The organism is Streptomyces sp. NPDC037271 (assembly GCF_055603605.1).
Genome location: NZ_JBVJVN010000008.1, coordinates 90,139 through 115,843, shown reverse-complemented (window position 1 = coordinate 115,843; position 25,705 = coordinate 90,139). Strand labels below are relative to the sequence as shown.

The 25,705-nt window shown below is 71.9% G+C and carries 21 protein-coding genes and 1 riboswitch; of the genes, 16 read left to right on the top strand and 5 right to left on the bottom strand.

Annotated elements, in window-relative coordinates; genetic code table 11:
• Positions 1-58: 58 nt before the first annotated feature.
• Positions 59-256, bottom strand: coding sequence for an antitoxin (locus ACZ7G3_RS16685; RefSeq protein ID WP_470926254.1), 198 nt, complete (start codon positions 254-256; stop codon positions 59-61).
• Positions 257-390: 134 nt separating this feature from the next.
• Between ACZ7G3_RS16685 and ACZ7G3_RS16680 the strand changes: the two genes are divergently transcribed.
• A complete protein-coding gene (locus ACZ7G3_RS16680) occupies positions 391-1,173 on the top strand; it encodes an HNH endonuclease family protein (RefSeq protein WP_470926252.1) in 783 nt (260 codons plus the stop codon).
• On the opposite strand, the gene ACZ7G3_RS16675 is transcribed toward ACZ7G3_RS16680, so the two are convergent.
• Positions 1,127-1,738, bottom strand: a complete 612-nt coding sequence (locus tag ACZ7G3_RS16675; RefSeq protein ID WP_470926250.1) for a GNAT family N-acetyltransferase — start codon at positions 1,736-1,738, stop codon at positions 1,127-1,129. The genes ACZ7G3_RS16680 and ACZ7G3_RS16675 overlap by 47 nt on opposite strands.
• A gap of 175 nt (positions 1,739-1,913) precedes the next feature.
• Between ACZ7G3_RS16675 and ACZ7G3_RS16670 the strand changes: the two genes are divergently transcribed.
• Positions 1,914-2,657 (top strand): GNAT family N-acetyltransferase, encoded by a 744-nt coding sequence (locus ACZ7G3_RS16670; RefSeq protein WP_470926248.1) that lies wholly within the window; start codon positions 1,914-1,916, stop codon positions 2,655-2,657.
• Between the two features lie 238 nt (positions 2,658-2,895).
• On the opposite strand, the gene ACZ7G3_RS16665 is transcribed toward ACZ7G3_RS16670, so the two are convergent.
• Positions 2,896-3,399 carry a hypothetical protein gene (locus tag ACZ7G3_RS16665; RefSeq protein WP_470926246.1) on the bottom strand — a complete coding sequence of 168 codons (504 nt, stop codon included), beginning with the start codon at positions 3,397-3,399 and terminating at the stop codon, positions 2,896-2,898.
• A 191-nt stretch (positions 3,400-3,590) separates the two neighbouring features.
• Between ACZ7G3_RS16665 and ACZ7G3_RS16660 the strand changes: the two genes are divergently transcribed.
• The 14 genes from ACZ7G3_RS16660 to ACZ7G3_RS16595 all read left to right on the top strand — a co-directional run bounded on the left by ACZ7G3_RS16660 (position 3,591) and on the right by ACZ7G3_RS16595 (position 21,404).
• The gene (locus ACZ7G3_RS16660) at positions 3,591-6,071 is read left to right on the top strand and encodes an N-6 DNA methylase (protein WP_470926244.1); all 2,481 of its coding nucleotides are present in this window, start codon (positions 3,591-3,593) and stop codon (positions 6,069-6,071) included.
• A 135-nt stretch (positions 6,072-6,206) separates the two neighbouring features.
• On the top strand, positions 6,207-6,920 hold the full coding sequence (locus tag ACZ7G3_RS16655) for a hypothetical protein (protein ID WP_470926242.1): 714 nt from the start codon (positions 6,207-6,209) through the stop codon (positions 6,918-6,920).
• 38 nt (positions 6,921-6,958) lie between these two features.
• Complete coding sequence (pkaE, locus tag ACZ7G3_RS16650) at positions 6,959-8,449, top strand: serine/threonine protein kinase PkaE (RefSeq protein ID WP_426596899.1); 1,491 nt, start codon at positions 6,959-6,961, stop codon at positions 8,447-8,449.
• Positions 8,450-8,648: 199 nt separating this feature from the next.
• Positions 8,649-9,296 (top strand): SurA N-terminal domain-containing protein, encoded by a 648-nt coding sequence (locus ACZ7G3_RS16645; RefSeq protein ID WP_426596576.1) that lies wholly within the window; start codon positions 8,649-8,651, stop codon positions 9,294-9,296.
• 185 nt (positions 9,297-9,481) lie between these two features.
• A complete protein-coding gene (locus ACZ7G3_RS16640) occupies positions 9,482-10,477 on the top strand; it encodes a nucleoside triphosphate pyrophosphohydrolase (RefSeq protein ID WP_470926240.1) in 996 nt (331 codons plus the stop codon).
• Positions 10,478-10,560: 83 nt separating this feature from the next.
• Positions 10,561-11,901: a cytochrome P450 family protein gene (locus ACZ7G3_RS16635; RefSeq protein ID WP_470926238.1), complete on the top strand. Its 1,341-nt coding sequence runs from the start codon at positions 10,561-10,563 to the stop codon at positions 11,899-11,901.
• Between the two features lie 145 nt (positions 11,902-12,046).
• Positions 12,047-13,129: a transglycosylase family protein gene (locus ACZ7G3_RS16630; RefSeq protein ID WP_470926236.1), complete on the top strand. Its 1,083-nt coding sequence runs from the start codon at positions 12,047-12,049 to the stop codon at positions 13,127-13,129.
• 183 nt (positions 13,130-13,312) lie between these two features.
• A riboswitch (cyclic di-AMP (ydaO/yuaA leader) is annotated at positions 13,313-13,480 on the top strand.
• Between the two features lie 3 nt (positions 13,481-13,483).
• Entirely contained in the window at positions 13,484-14,227 is a 744-nt protein-coding gene (locus ACZ7G3_RS16625; protein WP_470926234.1) for a transglycosylase family protein, read from the top strand.
• A gap of 353 nt (positions 14,228-14,580) precedes the next feature.
• Positions 14,581-15,861 (top strand): phosphopyruvate hydratase, encoded by a 1,281-nt coding sequence (gene eno / locus ACZ7G3_RS16620; protein ID WP_470926232.1) that lies wholly within the window; start codon positions 14,581-14,583, stop codon positions 15,859-15,861.
• Between the two features lie 97 nt (positions 15,862-15,958).
• On the top strand, positions 15,959-16,441 hold the full coding sequence (locus tag ACZ7G3_RS16615; protein WP_426596571.1) for an FtsB family cell division protein: 483 nt from the start codon (positions 15,959-15,961) through the stop codon (positions 16,439-16,441).
• A gap of 49 nt (positions 16,442-16,490) precedes the next feature.
• On the top strand, positions 16,491-17,033 hold the full coding sequence (locus ACZ7G3_RS16610; protein WP_426596570.1) for a DUF501 domain-containing protein: 543 nt from the start codon (positions 16,491-16,493) through the stop codon (positions 17,031-17,033).
• The gene (locus ACZ7G3_RS16605; protein WP_470926229.1) at positions 17,030-17,971 is read left to right on the top strand and encodes a Ppx/GppA phosphatase family protein; all 942 of its coding nucleotides are present in this window, start codon (positions 17,030-17,032) and stop codon (positions 17,969-17,971) included. Before ACZ7G3_RS16610 ends, ACZ7G3_RS16605 begins: the two co-directional genes overlap by 4 nt.
• A gap of 419 nt (positions 17,972-18,390) precedes the next feature.
• Positions 18,391-19,809, top strand: a complete 1,419-nt coding sequence (locus tag ACZ7G3_RS16600) for an NAD(P)/FAD-dependent oxidoreductase (protein WP_426596568.1) — start codon at positions 18,391-18,393, stop codon at positions 19,807-19,809.
• A gap of 293 nt (positions 19,810-20,102) precedes the next feature.
• A complete protein-coding gene (locus tag ACZ7G3_RS16595; RefSeq protein ID WP_470926226.1) occupies positions 20,103-21,404 on the top strand; it encodes a class I SAM-dependent methyltransferase in 1,302 nt (433 codons plus the stop codon).
• Positions 21,405-21,474: 70 nt separating this feature from the next.
• Here ACZ7G3_RS16595 and ACZ7G3_RS16590 read toward each other — a convergent pair whose 3' ends face one another.
• The gene (locus ACZ7G3_RS16590) at positions 21,475-24,003 is read right to left on the bottom strand and encodes an ABC transporter permease (protein ID WP_470926224.1); all 2,529 of its coding nucleotides are present in this window, start codon (positions 24,001-24,003) and stop codon (positions 21,475-21,477) included.
• Between the two features lie 132 nt (positions 24,004-24,135).
• Positions 24,136-24,933, bottom strand: a complete 798-nt coding sequence (locus ACZ7G3_RS16585; protein ID WP_470926222.1) for an ABC transporter ATP-binding protein — start codon at positions 24,931-24,933, stop codon at positions 24,136-24,138.
• Between the last annotated feature and the right edge of the window lie 772 nt (positions 24,934-25,705).

Below are 25,705 nucleotides of genomic sequence, written 5' to 3'. Positions count from 1 at the left end.
GCCAGGCCCGTGGACGGCTTCCGATGTGTTCGAGGTGTGGGCGCGCTGTCGCGCCCTACTACCGTTCCGGCCGGTGGCCGCCCCGCCCGCGCCCGAAGCCGAGCTTGCCCTCGGCCCGCTGCTGTGCGGCGTCGACCTGCTTCCCGTACTTGCCGCCGGTCCTCTGGTTGACCTGGCGTTCGGCGGCGTCGGACACCTTTCTTGACCTGTCCTTGTCCTTGCCGGCCATGTTCTTCATCTTGTCGAGGATGCCCATGCAGAGCTCCTTCCGAGGCGTGACTCACTTTCGACGGTACGGCAGATATGCCCGGCATGCCCAATAAAGCCCACTATGGTCTGGACCTCTCCGTCGCTACGGTGGTACGGCACAACGGCAAGGGGAGGACGCGCATGAGGCGGCACAGCAGGATCCGTACCGGATGGGCCGCGGGTGCGGCCCTCGCCCTGGCCCTGGTCACCGGATGCGAGGGAGCTCAGGACGACGGGGACCCGTCCGCGGGCAGCGGTGCCGAGGCACCGGCCGAGGGGCGGGCGGCAGGACAGGCCGTCAGCCCGCTGGGCAACCCGGACGGAACCGAACCCGGCCTCGGCCCGGTCACGGGCGACACCGACGAGGCAACGGCCCGGAAGCTCATCGACGGCCTGAAGACCAAGGGGCGCGGCCCCAGGACCGGATACGACCGTGACGAGTTCGGCTACGCCTGGATGGACTCGGCCGACGGCGTGCCGCTCGCCCGCAACGGCTGCGACACGCGGAACGACCTGCTGAGACGCGACGGCCAGAAGCTGCGCTTCCGCTCCGGCTCCGACTGCGTGGTCGTCGCCATGACGCTGGACGATCCGTACACCGGCACGACCATCGAGTGGCGCAAGCAGGAGGCGAGCGAGGTCCAGATCGACCACGTCGTGCCGCTGTCGTACAGCTGGCAGATGGGCTCCTCGCGGTGGCCGCAGAGCAAGCGCGAACAACTGGCGAACGACCCGCTCAACCTGCTCCCCGTCCAGGGCCGCGCCAACTCCGCCAAAAGCGACTCCGGACCGGCCTCCTGGCTGCCGCCCGCCAAGCCGATCCGGTGCGCGTACGCCGTCCGCTTCGCCCAGGTCGCCGCCAAGTACGAACTGGCGGTCACCGCACCGGACCGGCAGGCGATGCTGCGGCAGTGCGGCGGCTGACGGAGACCGGCCGCCCGCCGGCTCCCTGCGCCTCTTCGCCCCGGATCCGCTTCTCGGGGAGCGTGAACGACTTGGGCACCCCGCCCGGCTGCGGGTTGCCGTCCTTGCGTCCGGCAACCCGGTAGCCGGCGTCGAGGTAGTGCGCGGTCAGGCGTGTGTTGCCGGCCAGGCGGTCCAGACGTACCCACGTCCGCCCCGCCCCGCCCCGCCCCGCCTCGGCCACGCGGCGCTCCGCGCGGCGCGGAAGCTGCCGTCCCGTCCCGGGCGGGACACTGCCGTGGTCCACCATCAGACGGTGCACATGGCCGGCCGTCGGCGGTTGCGGCCCCCATGCCTCCTCGTCCTCCCACCACAGTTCCCAGGCCCCGACCACGCGATCGGCGGCCTCCGCGATCCATACCTCGCCGTGCCGCGTGATCCGGCGGAAGTGGTCCCCGGTCAGTTCGCCAGGACTCCACTGACCAGCGACACCCTGGGCGGGCATCCAGCGGGCAGCGTCGTCGCGCAGGCGCACGACAGCGGCAAGGTCGGCGTGCTCGGCGAGACGGAAACCCACAGCGTCCATGTCCCGTCCTCGCACCGGCGCTGCCCGTGGCGGACGCCGAAGGCGGGGCGTCGGCCTGCGCCGCACCGACGGCAAGACTCCGGGACGAGAGGCGGCGCCGCCGACCATGACCCGTGGGTGAGGCGCTGGGCAAAACCGCTTTCCCGGCCTCGGCATCCCTGCCTACGGTGGCGCCATGGAGTTGAAGGTATCGAGCCTCGCCGAACGCCCGGAGATGACGGACCGGGTCCGGGAAATGGCCGACAGCTGGCCCGCGTTCGCCGTCGAGGACCTCTCGGGCAACGCCCACTACCCGCGCATCGCCGTCGAACTGCCGGAGTACGTGCAGTTCGCCGAGGACGAGCACGGCGAGGTCGTCGCGCACGGCCACAGTGTGCCGTTCGCCCTGCACAGGGAGGGACGCGGCACGCTGCCCGCGCGTGGCTGGGGAGAGGTGCTCGTCTGGGCCTTCAGCGACCTGCGCCGCGATGTCCGCCCCGACACCGTCAGCGCCATCTCCGTCACCGTCGCCCCGCACGCCCAGGGGCTCGGCCTGTCCGGCCGGATGCTCGCCGCGATGCGCGACAACGCCCGCGCCCGCGGCTTCCGTGAGGTCGTCGCCCCGGTCCGCCCCAGCGCCAAGCACCTCGAACCCCACGCGCCCATCGAGGAGTACGCCCGCCGCCTGCGCCCGGACGGTCTGCCGCACGATCCCTGGCTGCGCGTCCACGCGCGGGCCGGCGCCACCGTCGACTCCGTGGCCCCGGCCTCCATGACCGTCTCCGGCTCGCTGGACCAGTGGCGGGACTGGACGGGGCTGCCCTTCGACACCGCCGGGGACGTCGAGGTGCCCGGCGCCCTGGTGCCGGTGCGCTGCGAACCGGAGCGCGGGTACGCGGTGTACGTCGAGCCCAACGTGTGGATGCGGCACGCACTCTGAGCCGAGCACGGCAGCGTGTCGATGTGCGTGGCGCCCCAGGATTTCCAGTGGTGGTTCGGTGAGCCGTGAGCTGAGCTGAGCTGAGCTGTGAGCTGAAGTGAGCTGTGAGCTGAAGTGAGCTGAGCTGTGAGCGGTGAGTCGGGAACCGTGAACCGCGAGCGGCGGCGTGTGCACGCCGCCATGAGGCGTGAGCCGTGACGTGCGAGTGCCGTGAACGCTCGCGGACGGGGCGCCGGCGTCAGAAGTTGCCGTTGCCGAGCAGCTCGCCTTCGGCATCGTAGATCGTGACGAGGCCGTTCTCGCTCTGCTTCCAGTCGGCGAACGCGGAGGCGATGAGTTTGGCGGGACCGGTGGCCTCGCCCATGATGCCGCCGGTGAAGTCGGTGTAGACGTCGGCGGCATCGAGGATGTCGTTCTGCTCGTCGGCGCCCTGCACCTTGGTGACGTGGGAGACGGCGTCCTTCTCCGCCGCCGTCCCGTTCTTCTGCACGAACGCCTTGAACTGCTCGGCCTGGGAGGCCTTCTCGACGGCCTTGTCCTCGGCGGGCTTCGCGTCGGACTTGCCGCTCGTGCCGCCCGTGCCGCCCGACGCGGCGGCACCTCCGGACTTCTCACCCGAGCTCGCGGAGGTCCGGCTGTCACTCTTGCCGTCGCCGCTCCCGTCACCGGAGTTCGCCGACACCGCGCCGATGACGACGAGACCCACGACAGCACCCAGCGCGACCTTGGTCTTCATGCCCATGACTCTGTTCCCTCCCCATGCGGCAACCGCCACCTCCCGGCGATTGCTCGTTCGCGGTGTCAATAAGACCAGAGCTTGTGAACCGAGTCAACCAAGTTCACAGCGTCCTGGGAGTACACGTGCGTGAATCGATGTGAACTCGCTTGCGTCGGTATGCTCGGCGTCACACCATCGACGAGGGGGCCGTGCGGGTGCAGGACAACGCGACAGAAGTGACCGCCGCCGGAATCGCGCGGCTCGCCGGCGTCGGCCGCGCGGCCGTCAGCAACTGGCGCCGTCGGCACGCCGACTTCCCCAAGCCGGTCGGGGGCACCGAGACCAGTCCCTCCTTCGCCCTCGCCGAGGTGGAGGGCTGGCTGCGCGAGCACGGCAAACTCGCCGAGGTCCCCCTGCGGGAGCGGGTCTGGCAGCAACTCGTCGGCCATCCCGAAGGCCCGGGCACCGCGCTCACGCACGCCGGGTGCGTCCTGCTGCTGATCCACGACCGCCCCACGCTCTGGCTGGAGCTGAGCGCCGGTTCCGACGAACGGCTCGCCGCGATGCTCCCCGAGGCGCTGGACGGGGTACTGGCGCCGCGCTTCGGCGTGGCACGCCGGGGGCGTGGCGGTCGCGGTGGGAGCGCGCCGAGCGCTGCCGCCGGTTCCCCCGCGAGGGCGGGGGCGTCGATGTCGGTGTTGGCGTCGGCGTCGGGCGCCGTGAATACGTCCACCGGGGACCATGCGGTCACCCCGGTTCACACGGAACACTCCGTGAAGGCGCCGGACTCTGTGAACACCTCACCGACGATTCACACCCCCGCTCCCGCCCCGGCCTCCGCTTTCGGCCCGACCTCCGCTCCCGCCCCGGCCTCCGCTCTCGGCCCGGCCTCCGCTCACGCCCCGGCCGCCACTCCCGCCCTGGCTCCCGCTCCCGCCCCAGCCGCCGCTCCCGCACAGGCCCACGCCTCGGCCCCGACCGCGGCCCCGGCCCCCGCACCCGTCCTCCAGACCCCCACAGGCCCCGCCGTCCTCGTCTCCGCGCCCCTCCTCCGCGGCACCGCCGAACTGGCCGCCGAGCTCGGGGCCCGGCAGGCCTTCGAGTTCCTGCTCGGCCGGCACCTCGACGCCAACCCCCGCCAGTACACGCTCACCCCCGCCGACCTCGCCCGCCTCATGGCGGACCTCGCCGGCCCCGCCCGCACCGTCCTCGACCCCGCCTGCGGAACCGGCGCCCTCCTGCGCGCCGCCGCGCCCCACGGCCCCGCCCCCCGCCCCGAGCAGACCGATCAGCGGCTGTACGCCCAGGACAGCGCCCCCGACCTCGCCGCGCTCACCGGACTCCGGCTCGCCCTGAACACGCGGGCCACCGTGCGCGGCGCCGTCGGCGACACCCTGCGCGCGGACGGCTTCCCCGAGCTGCGCGCCGACGCGGTCCTCTGCCACCCGCCGTTCAACGAACGCAACTGGGGCCACGACGAACTCGCCTACGACGCCCGCTGGGAGTACGGCTTCCCGGCCCGCACCGAGTCCGAGCTGGCCTGGGTGCAGCACGCGGTCGCCCGCCTGAGGGACGGCGGCACGGCCGTCCTCCTCATGCCGCCCGCCGCCGCCTCCCGCCGCTCCGGCCGCCGCATCCGCGCCGATCTGCTGCGCCGGGGCGCGCTGCGAGCCGTGGTCGCGTTGCCCGTCGGCGCGGCCCCGCCGTACAACATCCCGCTCCACCTGTGGGTGCTGCGCAGGCCGGAGAAGGCGTCCGCGCAGCCCGAGGTGCTCCTCGCCGACGTGGGACGGTTCACCGGAGAGGGGCGCGGCGGACCGGACTGGCAGGCCGTGCGGAGTGCCGTGCTCGACGCCTGGCGGGACTTCGACCGGGACGGCAGCCTCGGCGACCGGCCCGGCCTGGCCCGCTCCCTGCCCGTCATCGAGCTCCTCGACGACGATGTCGACCTCGCCCCCGCCCGCCACCTGCCGCCCCCCACGGCCACCGACGGTGCCGGACGGCTCGCGGACGTACGGGAGCGCCTCGGCGAGACCCTGCGCCTGACCACCGACCTCACCCCCGCGGCCCCCGACCTCACCCCCGCGGCCGCCGGCCTCCGACCCGAGGCCGCCGACACCGCGCAGCCCGTGCCCCGCTGGCCGCTCACCACCGTCGGTGAACTCGCCCGCGGCGGCGCTCTGCTCCTGCGCACCGGCGGAAACGGCGGCCACGCGCGCGTGCCGGTACTCACCGACCACGACGTGCTCGCCGGCACCGGCCCCTCCGGCACCCTCCCCGAGAGCGAGGAGGAGGCCGTACTGACCGAACCCGGCGACGTCGTCGTCCCGGTCCTCGGCGGCGGCTCCGTCACGCGTGTGGTCGACGACGACACCGCCGGTGCCGTCCTGGGCCGCAACCTCGTCCTCCTGCGTCCCGACCCCGCCGCGCTCGATCCCTGGTTCCTCGCCGGGTTCCTGCGCGGCACCGCCAACAACCGGCAGGCCAGCAGCTACGCCTCCACCGCCACCCGCCTCGACGTCCGCCGCCTCCAGCTTCCCCGGCTCCCGCTGGACGCCCAGCACCGGTACGGCGCCCGCTTCCGCGCCCTCGACGAGTTCGAACGGGCGCTCAGGCTCGCGGGCCGCCTCGGCGAGCAGCTCGTACGCGGGATGTACGACGGGCTCACGGACGGCACGGTGGCACCCGGTCGGTGACCTCGCGGTGATCGGTACGGCAACGGTTCGGTACAACCGGGGACCACTGTCGGTCCCGGCCTATACGCTCGGACTTTCACACTGAACGGCCCGTTCGTCCGTTCGGCACGTCGGCACCATCGTCCAGGAGCAGTCATGTACGGCAACAGCGCCGCCGGGCCGCCGCCGTCACGCGGCGCGGCCACCGTCATCACCCTGCGCGTGCTGTTCGCCGCCGCCGGTTTTCTGACGTGCGGTCTGCTCGCCTGCGTCCCGCTGTTCCGGATCGCCGTGCTGCGCGGCCGCGGGCTCGACTGGGCCGTGGCCTGGCTGAGCCTGCCGGTGTCCATCGGCTGCCTCGCCGCGGTCGGTGAGCTGCCGGAGAGCGACCCCCGCACGGACGTCGCCATGGTCGCCCTCCTGCTGATCGGAGCGGCGGCCAGCGCGTACTTCCTCGTCGTCGACATACGCCTGCACGCCGCACCACGGCAGTTCAGCGGCTACGCGCCGCCGCGTCACCCGTTCGCCGCGCCCTACGGCCAGACGCACCCCGCGGGACCGTACGCGCCCACGCTCGTACCGCAGCCCCCGGCCAACCGCCCCGCGCACCCCGGGTTCCCAGCACCCCATACGCCGATGACCCATACGCCGATGCCTCACGCGCCGATGCCCGAGGCTCAGGTGGCCCAGACGTCCGTGCCCCAGCACCCCGCTCCCACCCCGCCGCCCCAGCACCCCGCCCCCACCCCGCCGCCCCAGCACCCCGCCCCCACCCCGGCCCGCATCGACCAGGTCCGCGCCGAGCTCGACGAGCTCAGCGACTACCTGCGCAAGCACGACGGCAACGGCGACAGCCAGGGCGGACGGTGACCGTGGCGACAGGGCGAGTCGTCGCCGACCGGTACGAGCTGTCCACGCTCATCGGGCAGGGCGGCATGGGCCAGGTCTGGACGGCGTACGACCGGCGGCTCGACCGGCGCGTCGCGGTGAAGCTGCTGCGCCCCGACAAGGTGGCCGGCCAGGAGGCCGACGAACTGCGCCGCCGGTTCGTGCGCGAGTGCCGGGTGACCGCACAGGTCGACCACCCCGGCCTGGTCACGGTGCACGACGCGGGCAGCGAGGGCGAGGAGCTGTTCCTCGTCATGCAGTTCGTCGACGGCGCGGACCTCTCCGACCACCTCGCCGAGCACGACCCGTACCCCTGGCAGTGGGCGGTCGCCGTCGCGGCCCAGCTGTGCGCCGTCCTCAGCGCGGTGCACGCCGTGCCGATCGTCCACCGCGACCTCAAGCCGCGCAACGTGATGGTGAAGCAGGACGGCACCGTCACCGTCCTCGACCTCGGCGTCGCCTCCGTCATGGACGCCGACACCACCCGCCTCACCCACACCGGCACCCCCATCGGCTCGCCCGCCTACATGGCGCCCGAGCAGGCCATGGGCGGCGCGGTCGGCCCGTACACCGACCTGTACGCCCTCGGCGTACTCATGCACGAACTGCTCAGCGGCGACGTCCCGTTCGCCGGCTCCACCGCCCTCGGTGTCCTCCACCGGCACCTGTACGAACCGCCGCTGCCCGTGCGCCGCATCCGCCCCGAGGTCCCCGAGGCGCTCGAAGCCCTGGTCCTGCGCCTGCTCGCCAAGGACCCGCAGCACCGGCCCGCCTCCGCCCAGGAGGTCTACGAACACCTGGCGCTGCTGCTGCCCGCGCGCGGCATGCCCACCGGCGGTCCCCTCGACCCCACCCGCCCCTTCGTACGCCCGCACGCCCCCTGGCCGGACCGTGCGCGCACCCCCGCGCCCCGGCCGGCCCCCGTGCCGCCCGCCGCCGAAGCCGGGAAACCGGACGTCGCCCGCGCCGTCGACGACGTCAAACGCCTCCTCGGCGAGGGCCGCATCACCCAGGCCGTCGACATCCTCGGCGCGATCCTGCCCGCCGCCGCCGAACAGCACGGCGAACGCTCCCCGGTCGTGCGCACCCTGCGCAAGCAGTACGCGGCCACCCTCATGGACGACGGCCAGTACCGGCGCGCCCTGCCCGAACTGCGCCGCCTCGCCGACGAACGCGCCGCCGAGGCCGGCCAGTCCGACCCGCAGTCCCTGCGCCACCGCCACGACGCCGCCCAGTGCCTGGAGCAGCTCGGCGAACCGGCGGCGGCCCTCGCCGAGTACCGGGCGCTGCTGCCGTACTACGAGAACCAGTACGTCGCCGGTGACCCCGACCTCGCCCACGACGTCCGCCGCCGCATCGGCCACCTGCTCCTCGCCCTCGGCGACCGCGCCGCCGCCCACGAGACGCTGGCCCGGCTGCTGCACGACGTGGAGCGCGTCCACGGACCCGGCCACCCGCTCGCGGCCGAGATCCGGCGCACCCTCCAGTGGCTCGGCCAGGTACGCGGCTGACGACCGCCACCCCCGGGGACGGCGCGGCGGTGCCCGAAGTCCTCGTGAATCGTTGGTCGAATGGGTTGGCCGGAGCCCGGCCACTGCCTACCATCGATCACCGCAAGACTTTGTGCGCCCGCCCGTCGCCCGACCACCACCCCTGGTGGGAAGCGCCGTGCGCCGTACCTGTCGTCGCAATCTCCAACGGGAGGTTTCCTTGCACCGCCGTCGTCGCACCGCGCTCCTCCTCACCACGGCGATCGCCGCCGCAGCGCCCCTGCTCACCGCCTGCGGCAACGACGCGCACCAGGGCGCGGCGGCCGTCGTCGGCGACCAGCGGATCACCGTCGCCCAGCTGGAGAACCGCGTCGACGAGGTGCGCGAGGCCCAGCGGGCCGCCGTCCCGGACGACGCCCAGTACGAGCAGGTCCTCGCCCGCACCGGCGGCCTCGCCCGCGACACCCTGCACAGCATGGTCCTCGACCAGGTCCTGCACCGCGCCGCCCAGGACGCGGGCGTGACCGTCACACGCAAGGACGTCCAGCAGATGCGCGGCGGCCTCGAGGAGCAGGCCGGCGGTGCCAAGCAGCTGGAGACCGCCTGGCTGCAGCAGTACGGCGTCGCCCCCGGCCGTCTCGACGACAACCTGCGCATCCAGCTGGAGGCGCAGAAGCTCGCCGAGAGCCTCGGGACCGACACCAGCCGGCCCGAGTTCTGGCAGGCCCTGTCCGAGGCGTCCAAGAAGCTCGACGTCGACCTCAACCCGCGCTACGGCGCCTGGGACGTCCAGAAGAGCAGCCGCGTCGACACCGAGGTGCCGTGGGTGCGGGAGATCACGGCGGCGCAGACGCGGCAGACGGCGTAACGGCCCTGCGGGCCCTGCCGGGACGGCACGGGTCCTGCGGGCCACCGGCCAGGCTGTGGAAACTGCGGACGACGGCCCTGTGGACGACGGCCCTGTGGACGACGGCCCTGTGGACAACGGTCCTGTGGACAACGGCCCTGTGGACAACTCATGGGGCTGTCGGCCGCGTGCGTTACGTTCTGAGGGTGAACGCAACCGCCGCCGACACCACCCCCGGCACCTCCCCCGACCCGGGCCGCGTCGTCCTCCTCACCACCAGCCATCGCGTCGCCCCCGGCCTGCTCTCCTGGCCCGCCTGGCAGGCCCTGCGCACCGCCGACCGCGTGCTGTGCGCCGACGCGACGCACCCGCAGCTGCCGTACCTGCGCGAGGCGGGCATACGGGTCGACGAGGCAGCCCCGACCGCCGAGGAACTGGTCGCCGCCTGCGCCGGCGGTCGCACGGTGGTGGTCGTGGCGACCGGTGAGGGCGACCCCGCCCTCACCGACGGACTGGCCCGCCTCGCCGGATCGGGCCGCGTCCGCATGCCGGACCTCGAGCTGCTCCCCGCCTCCTACGACCTCCCGGGTGCGCGCCTGCTCGACCTCGTCCAGGTCATGGACCGCATCCGCCTCGAATGCCCCTGGTCGTCCGAACGCACCCACAAGGGCCTGGCCAAGTACGCCATCGAGGAGGCGTACGAACTCGTCGAGGCGATCGAGGACGGCGACCGCGAGGAACTCCGCGAGGAACTGGGCGACGTACTCCTCCAGGTCGTCTTCCACGCCCGCATCGCCGAGGACGACCCCGACGCCCCGTTCTCCATCGACGACGTGGCCGGCACCATCGTCGCCAAACTGATCCACCGCCACCCGCACGTCTTCGGCGACGAGACGGCCTCCACCCCCGAGGAGGTCAGGGAGCACTGGCTGCGCACCAAGGCGGCCGAGAAGCAGCGCACCTCGGTCACCGAGGGCGTCCCGCTCGGTCAGCCCGGCCTCGCCCTCGCGGCCAAGCTCGCCTCCCGCGTCCGCACCGCGGGCCTCCCGGTCCCCCTCCCCACCGGCGAGGGCATCGGCTACGAACTCCTCGCCCTGGCCGCACGCGCCGAGGCCGGCGGCACGGACCCCGAGGCGGCCCTGAGAGCGGCGGCACGGGCGTACCGGGACGCGATCCGGGCGGCGGAGGCCGCCGGGGACTGAGACCGAGGGCGAGTATCCAGGGCCCGCGGCCGAAGGCACACCGGCGCCCGGAACACCTCCGGCCCCCCGGATACGGTCAAGGGGTGACCGACCACCCCACACCCGACCGCCCCACGCCGGGCCACCCCGCGTCCGACGGCCCCACCCCCGAGCTCTTCACCTGGGAGTTCGCCAGCGACCCCTACCCCGCCTACGCATGGCTGCGCGAGCACGCCCCCGTGCACCGCACCCGGCTGCCCAGCGGAGTGGAGGCCTGGCTGGTCACCCGGTACGCCGACGCCAAGCAGGCCCTCGCCGACCCGCGGCTGTCCAAGAACCCGGCGCACCACGACGAGCCCGCGCACGCCAAGGGCAAGACCGGCATTCCGGGGGAGCGGAAAGCCGAGCTCATGACCCATCTGCTGAACATCGACCCGCCGGACCACACCCGGCTGCGGCGGCTGGTCAGCAAGGCGTTCACGCCCCGCAGGGTCGCCGAGTTCGCGCCCCGGGTGCAGGAGCTCGCCGACGGCCTCATCGACCGGTTCGCCGGCACGGGTTCCGCCGACCTGATCCACGAGTTCGCCTTCCCGCTGCCCATCTACGCCATCTGCGACCTGCTCGGCGTACCCCGCGAGGACCAGGACGACTTCCGGGAGTGGGCGGGCATGATGATCCGTCACGGCGGCGGGCCACGGGGCGGGGTCGCCCGGTCGGTGAAGAAGATGCGGGGCTATCTCGCCGACCTCATCCACCGCAAGCGCGCGGCCCTGCCGGCCGAGCCCGGCCCCGGCGAGGACCTCATCTCCGGGCTCATCCGCGCCTCCGACCACGGCGAGCACCTCACCGAGAACGAGGCCGCGGCGATGGCCTTCATCCTGCTCTTCGCCGGTTTCGAGACCACCGTCAACCTGGTGGGCAACGGAGTGCACGCCCTGCTCACCCACCCCGAACAGCGGGCCCGCCTGCAGACGTCCCTCGCCGCGGGCGAGCGCGGCCTGCTGGAGACGGGCGTCGAGGAACTCCTGCGGTACGACGGCCCGGTGGAGCTGGCCACCTGGCGCTTCGCCACCCGGCCGCTCACCATCGGCGGGCAGGAGATCGCGGCCGGCGACCCCGTCCTCGTCGTCCTCGCCGCCGCCGACCGGGACCCGGAGCGGTTCGCGGACCCGGACACCCTGGACCTCTCCCGCCGGGACAGCCAGCACCTCGGGTACGGCCACGGCATCCACTACTGCCTCGGCGCCCCGCTCGCCCGGCTGGAGGGGCAGACCGCGATCGGCACGCTCCTCACCCGCCTCCCGGACCTGCGCCTCGCCGCCGATCCGGCCGAACTGCGCTGGCGCGGCGGACTCATCATGCGCGGTTTGCGCACCTTGCCCGTCTCGTTCACGCCGGTCGCGTCGTCGTCGGCCGACGACGGCCCGCCGTCGACGCAAAGGTGACACGCGCTCAACTCTGTGATCTTCACGTGATCTACGCGGCATGAACTTGTGACAAGCGATCATCTGCCTATACGTTCACGATTCAGCGTGGCGCCCCGAGCACCACCCGTCGCGCGGTCCCCGTTGTCTCGTGAAAGGTCGTCGCATGCTCTCCGGGAACGGTCGTCACCGCCGCCCCCGCCAGGCTCCCGCCCTGGTCGTCGCCGCCGGAGTGACCGGCTCCGCCATCGCGATCCCGCTCCTCGGCGCCACCGGCGCCCACGCGGCCGACGGGGCGAGCTGGGACCGGGTCGCCGAGTGCGAGACCGGCGGCGCCTGGAGCCAGAACAGTGGCAACGGGTACTACGGCGGCCTCCAGCTGTCCCAGGACGCCTGGGAGCAGTACGGCGGCATGGAGTACGCGCCCAGCGCCGACCAGGCCAGCCGCTCCCAGCAGGTGAGAGTCGCCGAGAAGATACACGCGGACCAGGGCATCGCCGCCTGGCCGACGTGCGGTCTGCTCGCGGGCCTGGGTGACGACTCGGCGTCCGCCGGCGGTGGCTCGGGTGCGGCGGGTGACGGCTCGTCGGAGGGATCGGACACCTCGGAAGAGCCGTCGGGCCTTCCCGGACTCTCGGGTGCGTCCGGCTCGACCGGCTCGTCCGGTGCGTCCGGCTCGTCCGGTTCGACGGAGCCGGCGGATCCCACGTCCGAGGCGTCCCCTTCGGTTCCTTCCTCTCCCTCGTCCCCTTCCTCGTCCTCCTCGCCCTCCGCTGACCCTTCGTCGGACAGCGGGGACGATTCGACCAAGTCCGACACGTCCCCCGGCTCCGGGTCCACGGAGAGCGGTGAACCGCAGAACACCGGCGCTTCACCCACGACCTCCCAGGAAGCCGGCGAATCGGACAAGCCGGGGCGGAGTGACGGCTCTTCGGCCCTCACCGACACGGAGGAGTCCGGCGCGGGCCGGCACCGGGGCGGCAGTGCCGACGAGGGGGCGGTGGACGGCCGTACGGGCGAGTCGTCGGGGCGGCACGCCTCGCGCGGTGAGGGTGACGCGCGCCAGGCCGTGGACGGCTCGTACACCGTGCGTTCCGGCGACAGCCTGTGGGGCATCGCCGACTCTCTTGAGCTGGACGGCGGCTGGCGTTCGCTCTACGCCGGCAACAAGGAGGTCGTCGGTGCCGACCCCGACCACATCCTGCCCGGTCAGACGCTCACGGTCGCGGGCGAATCGGGCGAAAAGTAGGGGGAGTTCGCGTCACGGTTAGAGATCGTATGTCCGTTTTGGATCTCGTGAGAGATAGGTCTCAGAAGCCGTGATCGTCTTTGTAAATCCGCGGAGCGCGTGACTACGGTCATGACCGCCCGTCATCGCGGGCCCCGGCTGCCGCAACGCCTAATCCTGCCAGCGGCCGTCCGGGAACAGTCGTCGCGTCAAGCGCCGAAGGCAGGAGCGGGGGACCCAAGGTAAGTGCCGCACCGGGGCAGTTGAACCGGAGCGGCTAGGGGTGGAGCCGAGTTCCGCGAGGAACCCGGCCGGGCAACTCAACCGGCCCGAACCCGACAGCTCACCTCGCAGGCGTCGGTGAGGGGATCAACCATGCTGTTTTCCGGCAAGGGCAAGCACCGCCGTCCGTCCAAGGCCACCCGTGTCATCGCCGTCGCCGGTGTCACCGGTGCCGCCGTCGCCGCCCCGCTGATGGCGGCCGGCAACGCCTCCGCCGCCACCGCGTCCGAGTGGGACGCCGTCGCCCAGTGCGAGTCCGGCGGCAACTGGTCCATCAACACCGGCAACGGCTACTACGGCGGCCTGCAGTTCTCCGCCTCCACCTGGGCCGGCTACGGCGGCACGCAGTACGCCGCGACCGCGGACCAGGCCAGCAAGGCGCAGCAGATCGAGATCGCCGAGAAGGTGCTCGCGGGCCAGGGCAAGGGCGCCTGGCCGGTCTGCGGCACCGGCCTGTCGAACGCCGCGTACACCGGCGGCGGCTCCGGTGAGAGCCAGGACAGCGGCTCCTCCCAGGGCTCCGGCTCCTCCCAGAACTCCGGCAGCTCCGAGAGCGCGCAGAGCCAGGGCGGCGGCTCCGGCGCCGACCGCTCCGCCGAGCAGAAGGCCTCCCGCTCCGCCGAGCGTCCGGCCGCCGAGAAGACCGTCACCACCCCGACCGGCAAGAAGGTCGAGAAGGGCGACGGCGAGTACAAGGTGGTCACGGGCGACACCCTCAGCTCGATCGCCCAGGAGCACGACGTCGAGGGCGGCTGGGCCGAGCTGTTCAAGCTGAACGACGACATCGTCGACGACGCCGACCTGATCTACCCGGGCCAGCAGCTGCACCTGAAGTAGGCAGCAGCTCCCCTTGCTCCCGCTCCGGCGCGTGTTCCCCCGTACGCGCCGGAGCGGGATTTTCATGCCCTGACCCCGCACTCCGTTCCACCCTGACCCCGCACTCCGTTCCCGCCCTGACCCCGCACTCCGTTCCCGCCCTGATCCCGGCTCCGTTCCCGCCCCCGAATCCGGCCGGGTTTGCGGAAACGTCTTTGTTCCGTTCGGAAACAATTTACTCTCGGTTCTGTCCAGCGGGTGGGCCATCGGCTGGCCGATCGCCCGGAGCCGGTTAGGCTCGGTCCCGCAGAGCCGCTGCGGTCCTGTGGACCCGCGCGTCACACCGAAGCGTCACATTGAAGAAGGAGATGCTCGTGCCGTCCATCGACGTCGTCGTAGCCCGGGAAATCCTGGACTCCCGAGGCAACCCCACGGTCGAGGTCGAGGTCGGCCTCGACGACGGCAGCACGGGTCGTGCCGCCGTTCCGTCCGGCGCCTCCACCGGCGCCTTCGAGGCCATCGAACTCCGTGACGGCGACTCCAACCGTTACCTGGGCAAGGGCGTCGAGAAGGCCGTCCTGGCCGTCATCGAGCAGATCGGCCCGGAGCTCGTCGGCTACGACGCCACCGAGCAGCGCCTGATCGACCAGGCGATGTTCGACCTGGACGCCACCGACAACAAGGGCTCGCTCGGCGCCAACGCCATCCTCGGCGTCTCGCTCGCCGTCGCCCACGCCGCCTCCGAGGCCAGCGACCTGCCGCTCTTCCGCTACCTGGGCGGCCCCAACGCGCACCTGCTGCCGGTGCCGATGATGAACATCCTGAACGGCGGGTCGCACGCCGACTCGAACGTGGACATCCAGGAGTTCATGATCGCCCCGATCGGCGCGGAGTCCTTCTCCGAGGCCCTGCGCTGGGGCGCCGAGGTCTACCACACCCTGAAGAAGGTCCTGAAGAGCAAGGGCCTGGCCACCGGCCTCGGCGACGAGGGCGGCTTCGCCCCGAACCTCGGCTCCAACCGCGAGGCCCTCGACCTCATCCTCGAGGCCATCAAGGAAGCCGGCTACACCCCCGGCGAGCAGATCGCCCTCGCGCTCGACGTCGCCGCGTCCGAGTTCTACAAGGACGGCTCCTACACCTTCGAGGGCAAGGAGCGCACGGCCGCCGAGATGACCGAGTACTACGCCGAGCTGGTCGAGGCGTACCCGCTGGTCTCCATCGAGGACCCGCTGTTCGAGGACGACTGGGACGGCTGGAAGGTGCTCACCGGCAAGCTCGGCGACAAGGTCCAGATCGTCGGCGACGACCTGTTCGTCACCAACCCGGAGCGCCTGGCCCGCGGCATCGAGGAGAGCGCCGCCAACGCCCTGCTGGTCAAGGTCAACCAGATCGGTTCGCTGACCGAGACCCTGGACGCCGTCGAGCTGGCCCAGCGCAACGGCTTCAAGTGCATGATGTCCCACCGTTCCGGCGAGACCGAGGACGTCACCATCGCCGACCTGGCCGTCGCCACCAACTGCGGCCAGATCAAGACCGGCGCCCCGGCCCGCTCCGAGCGCGTCGCCAAGTACAACCAGCTGCTGCGCATCGAGGAGATCCTCGACGACGCCGCGGTGTACGCCGGCCGCAGCGCGTTCCCGCGCTTCAAGGGCTGACCGCGGCCCCGAGAGGCAGCGTCGTACGTACGTCCCCGTACCCGGTCCCGTACCGTGTGCGGGGACGTACGCGTGTGCACGGGAGGCGGAGACCAGGATGGCCGTGAAGGACCGGGACCGTTTCTCCACCGCGACCAGGATCCGGATCATCGGGGAACAGACCGCGGCCCGGGTCTACCGCTCGCAGACCAAGCGCCAGGCCCGCCGCTCCCGGCTGACCGGCCGGGCCGCGCTGCTCGCGATGGTGCTCTGCTCGCTCGTCGTGGCGCTCGCCTATCCGATACGGCAGTACGTCGCCCAGCGTGCCGAGATCGCCGATCTGCGGCGGGAGCAGCAGGAGACCCGGGACCGGGTCGAGGAACTGCGCGACCTCAAGGCACGCTGGCAGGACGACGCCTACGCCGAGCAGCAGATCCGGCTGCGGCTGCACTACGTGATGCCGGGGGAGACCGGGTTCGTCGTCGTCGACCCGGACGCGGCCAGGAAGGCACGCGCCGAGGCCGGTGCCGCCGACCGCCCCTGGTACCGGAACGTATGGGACGGGGTCGACAAGGCCGACACCGCCGCCCGCCGGCAGTGAACCGACAGCGCCGGCAGTGACTCAACAGGAAGACCAGCAGAAGACAGCCATGCAGACTCCCCCGCCGACCACCCCGCGCACCGAGCCCACCGACGCGGACGTCGAGGCCTTCAAGCAGCAGCTCGGACGACCCCCGCGCGGCCTGCGCGCCATCGCGCACCGCTGCCCCTGCGGCCAGCCGGACGTCGTGGAGACGGCGCCGCGGCTGCCCGACGGCACTCCCTTCCCCACGCTGTACTACCTGACGTGCCCGAAGGCGGCCTCCGCCATCGGCACGCTGGAGGCGAACGGCGTGATGAAGGAGATGACCGAGCGGCTCGCCACCGACCCGGAGCTGGCCGACGCCTACCGGGCCGCGCACGAGGACTACATCCGGCGCCGCGACGAGATCGAGGAGCTGACCGGCTTCCCGAGCGCGGGCGGCATGCCGGACCGGGTCAAGTGCCTGCACGTGCTGGTCGCCCACTCGCTGGCGGCCGGTCCCGGCGTCAACCCGCTGGGCGACGAGGCGATCGCGATGCTGCCCGAGTGGTGGCGCAAGGGGCCGTGCGTGTCCCTTCCGGCTCTCACGGACGAGGAGGACGGCAAGTGACCCGTGTAGCCGCCGTCGACTGCGGTACGAACTCCATCCGGCTGCTGGTCGCCGACGCCGACCCCGGGACCGGTGAGCTGACCGACCTGGACCGCCGCATGACCATCGTGCGGCTCGGCCAGGGCGTCGACCGCACCGGGCGGCTGGCCCCCGAGGCGCTGGAGCGGACCTTCGCCGCCTGCCGCGAGTACGCCGGGATCATCAAGGCGCACGGCGCGGAGCGGCTGCGCTTCGTGGCGACCTCGGCCTCCCGGGACGCGGAGAACCGGGACGACTTCGTGCACGGGGTGCTGGACATCCTCGGCGTGGAGCCGGAGGTCATCTCGGGCGACCAGGAGGCCGAGTTCTCCTTCACCGGCGCGACCAAGGAGCTGGCGGGCCGCGACCACCTCGAAAAGCCCTACCTGGTCGTCGACATCGGCGGCGGCTCGACCGAGTTCGTCGTCGGCGACGACCACGTGCGCGCGGCCCGCTCCGTGGACGTCGGCTGCGTGCGGATGACCGAGCGGCACCTGGTGCGCGACGGGGCCGTGACCGACCCGCCCACCGCCGAGCAGGTCGCGGCGATGCGGTCCGACATCGAAGCCGCCCTGGACCTCGCCGGGGAGACGGTGCCGCTGCGCGAGGCGCGCACGCTGGTGGGGCTGGCCGGTTCGGTGACGACCGTCTCCGCGATTGCCCAGGAGCTGCCCGAGTACGACTCGGCCGCCATCCACCACTCCCGGGTCTCCCGCGCGCGCGTCCGGGAGATCACCGACTGGCTGCTGCGCTCCACGCACGCCGAGCGCGCGGCCGTCCCCTCCATGCACCCCGGCCGCGTGGACGTGATCGGAGCGGGCGCTCTCGTACTGCTGTCGATCATGGAGCGGACGGGTGCGGAGGAGGTCGTCGTGAGCGAGCACGACATTCTCGACGGGATCGCGTGGTCGGTGGCGTAGGTGTCCGCGGTCGTGGTCCGGGCGGGACGGGCGACGGCTGAGCGCGTTCCGAGGGGCCCTCCGGGGCCCCTCGGTGACATCCTGTCGGGAAACTTCGTGAAGTTCTTCACAAGGAATTTGGTCCTGCCGGACGACATAAGCGCGCCGGTTGACCCTTTTGGGGGTTCAACAGCCCTTTGAACGCGTTCAGGGCGGTGTTCCGCAAGGGCTCCAGAAGGATGCCGCGGGATGGTGGTCCACTGCCCTCGGAGGTACGGAGAAGCAGCTCACGCGGCATTGACAACGGAGCGCACTACACGCTGGTTCCTTCCCCCGCCATGATCTCCGTCACGTGGGCGGCGGATAGTAGCACAGCCTTCACCGAAGCTTGTGAAGGGGCGCACGAACCACCCCCCTCGGGCGGGTGGATACTCGATGGCATGAGCACCACGGAGCGTCCCAGGATCCTCGTAGTAGGCGGTGGGTACGTAGGCCTGTACGCAGCTCGACGCATCCAGAAGAAGATGCGTTACGGCGAGGCGACCGTCACCGTCGTCGACCCGCGGTCGTACATGACCTACCAGCCCTTCCTCCCCGAAGCCGCCGCCGGCAACATCTCCCCGCGGCACGTCGTCGTCCCCCTGCGGCGCGTGCTTCCGAAGGCGGAGGTTCTCACCGGCCGGGTCACCACCATCGACCAGGACCGCAAGGTCGCGCGCATCGCCCCTCTGGTGGGCGAGGCGTACGAGCTGCCGTTCGACTACCTGGTCATCGCCATGGGCGCGGTCTCCCGCACCTTCCCGATCCCCGGCCTCGCCGAACAGGGCATCGGCATGAAGGGCATCGAGGAGTCCATCGGCCTGCGCAACCACGTTCTGGAGCAGCTCGACAAGGCCGACTCCACCACCGACGAGGAGATCCGCCGCAAGGCGCTCACCTTCGTCTTCATCGGCGGCGGTTTCGCCGGTGCGGAGACCATCGGTGAGGTCGAGGACATGGCCCGCGACGCGGCCAAGTACTACCGGAACGTCTCCCGCGAGGACATGCGTTTCGTCCTCGTGGACGCCGCCGACAAGATCCTTCCCGAGGTCGGACCCAAGCTCGGCCAGTACGGCAAGGAGCACCTCGAGGGCCGCGGCGTCGAGGTCTACCTGTCCACCTCCATGGACTCCTGCGTCGACGGTCACGTGGTGCTGAAGAACGGCCTGGAGGTCGACTCCAACACCATCGTGTGGACGGCCGGCGTCAAGCCGAACCCGGCGCTCTCCCGCTTCGGTCTCCCGCTCGGCCCCCGCGGTCACGTCGACTGCCAGCCGACCCTCCAGGTCACCGGCACCGACTACATCTGGGCCGCGGGCGACAACGCCCAGGTGCCCGACCTCGTCGGCCGCAAGGCGGGCAACGAGAACGCCTGGTGCCCGCCGAACGCCCAGCACGCGCTGCGCCAGGCCAAGGTCCTCGGCGACAACGTCGTCTCCGGCATGCGGGGCTTCCCGCAGAAGGAGTACAGCCACGCCAACAAGGGCGCGGTGGCGGGCCTCGGCCTGCACAAGGGCGTGGCGATGATCGTCATGGGCAAGATGAAGATCAAGCTCAAGGGACGTCTCGCCTGGTACATGCACCGCGGCTACCACGGTCTCGCGATGCCGACCTGGAACCGCAAGATCCGCGTCTTCGCGGACTGGACGCTCGGCATGTTCCTCAAGCGCGAGGTCGTCTCCCTCGGCGCGATGGAGACCCCGCGCGAGGAGTTCTACGAGGCCGCCAAGCCGGCGCCGGCCGCCGCGCCGAAGGCCGCCGACAAGGGCGAGCAGGCCGCGAAGTCGGAGAAGACCGAGGAGAAGGCCAAGGCCTCCTGACCTCCGGCCGTCCGTACCCGCGTACCAGCGGGGCGTGCAGTACCGGCAAGACCTTGCAGCACCCGCAGTTCCCGTAGTACCGGCAGTACCCGTAGTACCCGTAGTGCCCTCGAAGGGGTCGCCCGCCATCCGTGGTGCGGGCGGCCCCTTCGCGCTGTGCCGACCGGGCGAAAATCTCGTGGTGTGCACAGGTGTTTTGCCCGGTCGTCACGCGCGCCGGGGACTGTACGGCGGGCTCCCAGGTGTTTACGTGGTGTTGGACATTCCGGGATCGCTCGTCACGGAGGTATGCCATGGCTGACGCCGCGCTGCGGCTGCAGAACCTCTTCGAACAGTTGCTGGGAACACCACTCCCGGTGCGCATCCGTGCCTGGGACGGTTCGCAGGCGGGTCCGCCGGGCACGCCGACCCTCGTCGTCCGCAACCGCAGGGCCCTGCGCCGCCTGCTGTTCAAGCCGGGTGAACTGGGCCTGGTCCGCGCCTGGGTGGCGGGCGACCTCGACATCGACGGTGACCTCTACGCCGCTCTCGGGCTGCTCGCAGGTCTCGTCTGGGAGCGCGGTGACGACGCCCGCGGTGTCGTCGAGGCGCTCCGCGACCCGGAGGTCCGGGCCGCCGTGCGCGGTCTGCTCCGGCTCGCCGGGCCGCCGCTGCCGCCCGCCCCGCCACCGGAGGAGGTCCGCCGGGCCCGCCGCCACCTGCACACCAAGCGCAGCGACAGGCGGGCCGTCAGCCACCACTACGACGTCGGCAACGACTTCTACGAGCTCGTCCTCGGCCCCTCCATGGTCTACTCCTGCGCCTACTGGCAGGCCCCCGAGGCCGAGGGCGGCACCCTGGAGGACGCCCAGCGCGACAAGCTCGAACTGGTCAGCCGCAAGCTCGGCCTGAGCCCCGGCCGGCGCCTGCTCGACGTGGGCTGCGGCTGGGGCTCCATGGCGATCCACGCGGCCCGCGAGCACGGCGTGAGCGTCGTCGGCGTCACCCTCTCCCAGGAGCAGGCCGCCTACGCCCGCAAGCGGGTCGCCGACGAGGGGCTCACCGACCGGGTGGAAATCCGCGTCCAGGACTACCGGGACGTCGCCGACGGGCCGTACGACGCCATCTCCTCCATCGGTATGGCCGAGCACGTCGGCGCCGAGCGCTATCTGGAGTACGCCGTCGACCTGTTCAAGCTCCTGGCGCCCGGCGGGCGGCTGCTGAACCACCAGATCGCCCGGCGGCCCCAGCGCGACGAGTCCGCCTACACCGTGGACGAGTTCATCGACGCATACGTCTTCCCCGACGGTGAACTGGCCCCGGTCGGCAGCACCATCACCCAGCTGGAACGCGCCGGGTTCGAGGTGCGCGACGTGGAGTCGATCCGTGAGCACTACGCGCTCACCCTGCGCCGCTGGGTGGCCAACCTGGAGTCCGGCTGGGCGGCGGCCACCCGGCTCGTCAGCCCCGGCCGGGCCCGCGTCTGGCAGCTGTACATGGCCGCCTCCGCGCTCGCCTTCGAGCGCAACCGCATCGGCGTCAACCAGGTCCTCGCCGTGAAGACCCCCGAGCCGGGCGGCTCCGGGATGCCGCTGCGCGCCCGCACCTGGAACTGATCCCGCGCCCGTCGCACGCGAGAGGGCCCCGCTCCCACCCGGGAACGGGGCCCTCTCGCGTGCGTACCGGTTACTCCGCCTTGATGGCCTGGAGCATGTTCAGGCGCGCCGCCCTGCGGGCCGGCCACAGCGCCGCCAGGACGCCCACGGCGGCGGCCAGCAGAAGGAAGACACCCATCCGGGCCCAGGGCAGGACCAGTTCGTACGTCGGGATCGTCGTGCCCATCAGCTGTCCGGCCGCCCAGCCGAAGAACACGCCGAGACCGATGCCGAGCACACCGCCGAAGAGGGAGATCACCAGGGACTCCAGGCGGACCATCCGCTTGATGCCCTTGCGGTCCAGGCCGATCGCCCGCAGCATGCCGATCTCCTGGGAGCGTTCGAAGACCGACATGGCCAGGGTGTTGATGACACCGAGGACGGCCACGATCACCGCCATGGCCAGCAGGCCGTAGAGCATGTTCAGCATCAGCGTGAACATCTTCGCGACCTCGTTGGAGATGTCCTGCTTGTCCTGGACCTGGATCGCCGGGTTGGTGTCGAGCGCCTTCACCAGGCTGTCCTTCGAGGCCGCGGAGGCCCCGTCGGACATCTTCACCATCACCTGCATGTCGACCGGGTCCGACTGGTGCGGGGCGACGTTGGCGAGGTCGACCATGATGCCGCGGATCATGTCGTTGCCCTCGTAGACCCCGGCGATCCTCAGCTGCTGCTTCTTGCCGTCCTCGTAGGCGACGGTGAGGGCGGAGCCGGCCTTCCAGCCGTGGTCCTCGGCGGTGTCGGTGTCCACGACGACGTCGGTGCCGCCGATCCGGAAGGCGCCCTGCTCGACCTTCACGTCGGCCAGCTCGCCGATCGTGGAGCCGTCGACGCCGGTGAGGTACTCGGTCTGCCCGCCGATGCGGGACTCCGCGTTGCGCAGGGGGCTGATGGCGGTGACCCCGTCGGCCTCGGCCAGCTTCTCGGCGACGTCGGGGCTGAGGTAGTTGCCGTTGGCCATGGAGACCACGTAGTCGGCCTCGATCGCCGCCGCCGCCATCTTGTCGATCGACTTCTGCAGGCTGCCCGCCATCACCGTCATGCCGGTGATCAGGGTGAGGCCGATCATCAGCGCGGAGGCGGTGGCGGCGGTGCGGCGCGGGTTGCGCACCGAGTTCTGCCGGGCGAGCTTGCCCGAGACGCCGAACACGCGCAGCACCGGCGCGGCGGCGGCGATCAGCGGACGGGACAGCAGCGGCGTCAGGATGAACACGCCGATGATCAGCAGCACCGCGCCCATGCCCATCGGGGCCTGCCCGTCGGAGCCCTCCATCGTCGTCGCCGCGAGGACGACCGCGACGCCGGCGGCCGAGAACAGCGCGCCCAGCGTGTTGCGCAGCACCAGCGACTTCGTCGTGGCCGTGGCGTGCACGCTGCTCATCGCCGCGACCGGCGGGATCTTCGCCGCCCGGCGACCGGGCAGCCACGCCGCCAGCATGGTGACCAGGACACCGACCGCGAGGGCCGCGACGACCGTGCCCGGGGAGACGACCAGCGGTCCGTCGGGCACGACCGCGCCCAGCGAACCCATCAGGGAGCGCATCCCGGCCCCGATGCCGATGCCCGCGAGCAGGCCGGTCACCGCGGCGACGACGCCGACCACGAACGCCTCGATCAGCACCGACCGCGTGACCTGCCGGCGGGAGGCGCCGACCGCCCGCATCAGCGCCAGCTCCTTGGTGCGCTGGGCGACCAGCATCGTGAAGGTGTTGGCGATGATGAACGTGCCGACGAACAGCGCGATGCCGGCGAAGACCAGCAGACCCTGCTTCATGCCGCTCATCGACGAGGCGATCATCTCCGCCTGGTCGTCGGCCAGCTTCTCACCGGTGGTGGTCTCGACGAGGTCCTTCGGCAGCGCCGCGTCGAGCTGCGCCTTCAGCGCGGCCTGCGTGACACCGGCCTTCGCCTTGACGGCGATCTCGTCGTACGTGCCCGTCTTGCCGAAGACCTTCTGCGCGGTCGCGGTGTCGAACAGGGTGAGGGTGCCGCCGGCCGCGACGTTGCCGTCGTCGGTGGTGAAGACGCCGGTGACCTTCGGGGTCAGCACCGGTCCGTCGATGGACATCCGCACGGTGTCGCCGACGCCGTAGCCGGTGCGCTCGGCGGTCCTGGAGTCGATGAGGATCTCGCCCTCGCCCTTCGGGGCGCGCCCGTCGACCAGCGGGTACCGGGGGTCCTTCTCCCCCCAGTAGTTGCCGCCCTGCGTGCTCCAGCCGTCGCCGATCAGGTCGCCGTCCTTGTCGGCGACGGCGGTGAAGCCGGTCACCACGCCGATGGCGGAGGCCGCCCCGGGTACCTTCGCACTGTCGTCGAGGAGGGCCTCGGTCAGCTCGGGGGCCTCGCCGACCTTGTCGCCCTCCGCGTCCTGGTACTCGGTCGTCACGGCGACGTCGACCTGGTCGAAGCCCTTGGCGGAGCTGTTCTGCAGGGCGTCGGTGATGGTGTTGGTGAAGACCAGGGTGCCCGACACGAACGCCACGCCGAGCATCACGGCGAGTACGGTCATCAACAGCCTGGCCTTGTGCGCGAGAACGTTGCGCAGGGCGGTACGGAACATGGGTCTTCTCTGTCGGAGGTACGGAGTCACGGACGTACGGCGTCACGGACGTACGGAAGTACGTACGCACGGAGGTACGTACGCGTCAGGGGTGGGGGCGGGCCGGCCGGCGACGGGTCGGTCGACGACGGGTCAGCTGGTGCGGCCCTTGGCGTCGAACTGCTTCATGCGGTCCAGCACCGAGTCGGCCGTCGGCCCGTACACCTCGTCGACGATGCGTCCGTCCGCGAGGAAGACCACCCGGTCCGCGTAGGCGGCGGCCACCGGGTCGTGCGTCACCATCACCACGGTCTGCCCCAGCTCCCGCACCGAGTTGCGCAGGAAGCCCAGCACCTCGGCGCCCGAGCGGGAGTCCAGGTTCCCGGTCGGCTCGTCACCGAAGATGATCTCCGGGCGGGAGGCCAGCGCCCGGGCCACGGCCACGCGCTGCTGCTGGCCGCCGGAGAGCTGGGAGGGACGGTGGCCGAGCCGGTCGGACAGCCCGATCATCCCGATCACGGAGTCCAGCCACTGCTTGTCCGGCTTGCGGCCCGCGATGTCCATCGGAAGGGTGATGTTCTCCAGCGCGCTCAGCGTCGGCAGCAGGTTGAACGCCTGGAAGATGAAACCGATCTTGTCCCGGCGCAGCTTGGTCAGCTGCTTGTCCTTCAGCGAGCCCAGTTCGGTGTCGCCGATGCGCACCGAGCCCGAGGAGAAGGTGTCCAGCCCGGCGACGCAGTGCATCAGTGTGGACTTGCCGGAGCCGGAGGGGCCCATGATCGCGGTGAACTCGGCCTGCCGGAAGTCGACGGAGACCCGGTCCAGAGCGACCACCTGGGTCTCGCCCTGGCCGTAGATCTTGGAAAGCTCCGTGGCACGTGCGGCCACGGTGGTGGACCGGTCGGCTGAGGGGTCCCCCGGCCGGAGGCTGGGGGAGGGTGCGGTGGTCACGGGAAGGGCGCTCCTGTCGGTACGGCGTGTGTGCGGGGACGTTCTCCATCCTTCCGGACGTGAGGCGCCGTGTAGTCAGCCGCTGTTCCGGTTCCGATGGGGGACTTCGGTCGGACCCGGGGAGCCGGCGTCATACCTGGGGATGACGGACGCCCCTGACGTGCCCGCCCGTGACGCCCCTGACATGTGCGCCCGCGACGCCTCTGAGGTGCCCGCCCGCGACGTCCTGGCGTCCCTGACATGCCCGCCCGCGAGGCTCCTGACGGCGCCGCCGTGACGGCCCGGGCGCGAGAACGGGGCGGACGCCCTTGTAGAGACGGTGAAATTCCGTCATTCCGCATGCGTGGCCGATCGCCGCACGCAAGGGTGTTGGCACGTGTGGAAGGCACGGACCCGGAACTGATGACCCCTCAGGCGCCAATAAAATAAGACAACATCGCTCCGCCCGCCCGCTGTGCGAGGGGCCCGTCCCGATAGGCTCGGGGCACTCGAAGCGGAGCCCATGGCCTGCCCGGATGGTGGAATGCAGACACGGCGAGCTTAAACCTCGCTGCCCCTTCGCGGGCGTGCCGGTTCAAGTCCGGCTCCGGGCACTCTCCTCGCGGCCGGTGGGGGGGGGGGGGGGGGGGGGGGGGGGGGGGGGGGGGGGGGGGTGGGGCGGGGGGGGGGGGGGGGGGGGGGGGGGAGGAGGGGGGGGGGGGGAGGGGGGGGGGGGGGGGGGGGGGGGTGTGGGTGGGGGGGGGGGGGGGCGTACCGGGGAGCTGCGTAGGAC

Coding starts and splice junctions, on each gene's coding strand:
- ACZ7G3_RS16625 (WP_470926234.1), top strand. CDS start 13,484: ATGCTGTTTTCCGGCAAGGGCAAGCACCGCCGTCCGTCCAAGGCCACC.
- ACZ7G3_RS16665 (WP_470926246.1), bottom strand. CDS start 3,399: ATGGGCATGAAGACCAAGGTCGCGCTGGGTGCTGTCGTGGGTCTCGTC.
- ACZ7G3_RS16595 (WP_470926226.1), top strand. CDS start 20,103: ATGGCTGACGCCGCGCTGCGGCTGCAGAACCTCTTCGAACAGTTGCTG.
- ACZ7G3_RS16590 (WP_470926224.1), bottom strand. CDS start 24,003: ATGTTCCGTACCGCCCTGCGCAACGTTCTCGCGCACAAGGCCAGGCTG.
- ACZ7G3_RS16680 (WP_470926252.1), top strand. CDS start 391: ATGAGGCGGCACAGCAGGATCCGTACCGGATGGGCCGCGGGTGCGGCC.
- ACZ7G3_RS16610 (WP_426596570.1), top strand. CDS start 16,491: ATGCAGACTCCCCCGCCGACCACCCCGCGCACCGAGCCCACCGACGCG.
- ACZ7G3_RS16655 (WP_470926242.1), top strand. CDS start 6,207: ATGTACGGCAACAGCGCCGCCGGGCCGCCGCCGTCACGCGGCGCGGCC.
- ACZ7G3_RS16600 (WP_426596568.1), top strand. CDS start 18,391: ATGAGCACCACGGAGCGTCCCAGGATCCTCGTAGTAGGCGGTGGGTAC.
- ACZ7G3_RS16615 (WP_426596571.1), top strand. CDS start 15,959: ATGGCCGTGAAGGACCGGGACCGTTTCTCCACCGCGACCAGGATCCGG.
- ACZ7G3_RS16630 (WP_470926236.1), top strand. CDS start 12,047: ATGCTCTCCGGGAACGGTCGTCACCGCCGCCCCCGCCAGGCTCCCGCC.
- ACZ7G3_RS16675 (WP_470926250.1), bottom strand. CDS start 1,738: ATGGACGCTGTGGGTTTCCGTCTCGCCGAGCACGCCGACCTTGCCGCT.
- ACZ7G3_RS16685 (WP_470926254.1), bottom strand. CDS start 256: ATGGGCATCCTCGACAAGATGAAGAACATGGCCGGCAAGGACAAGGAC.
- ACZ7G3_RS16670 (WP_470926248.1), top strand. CDS start 1,914: ATGGAGTTGAAGGTATCGAGCCTCGCCGAACGCCCGGAGATGACGGAC.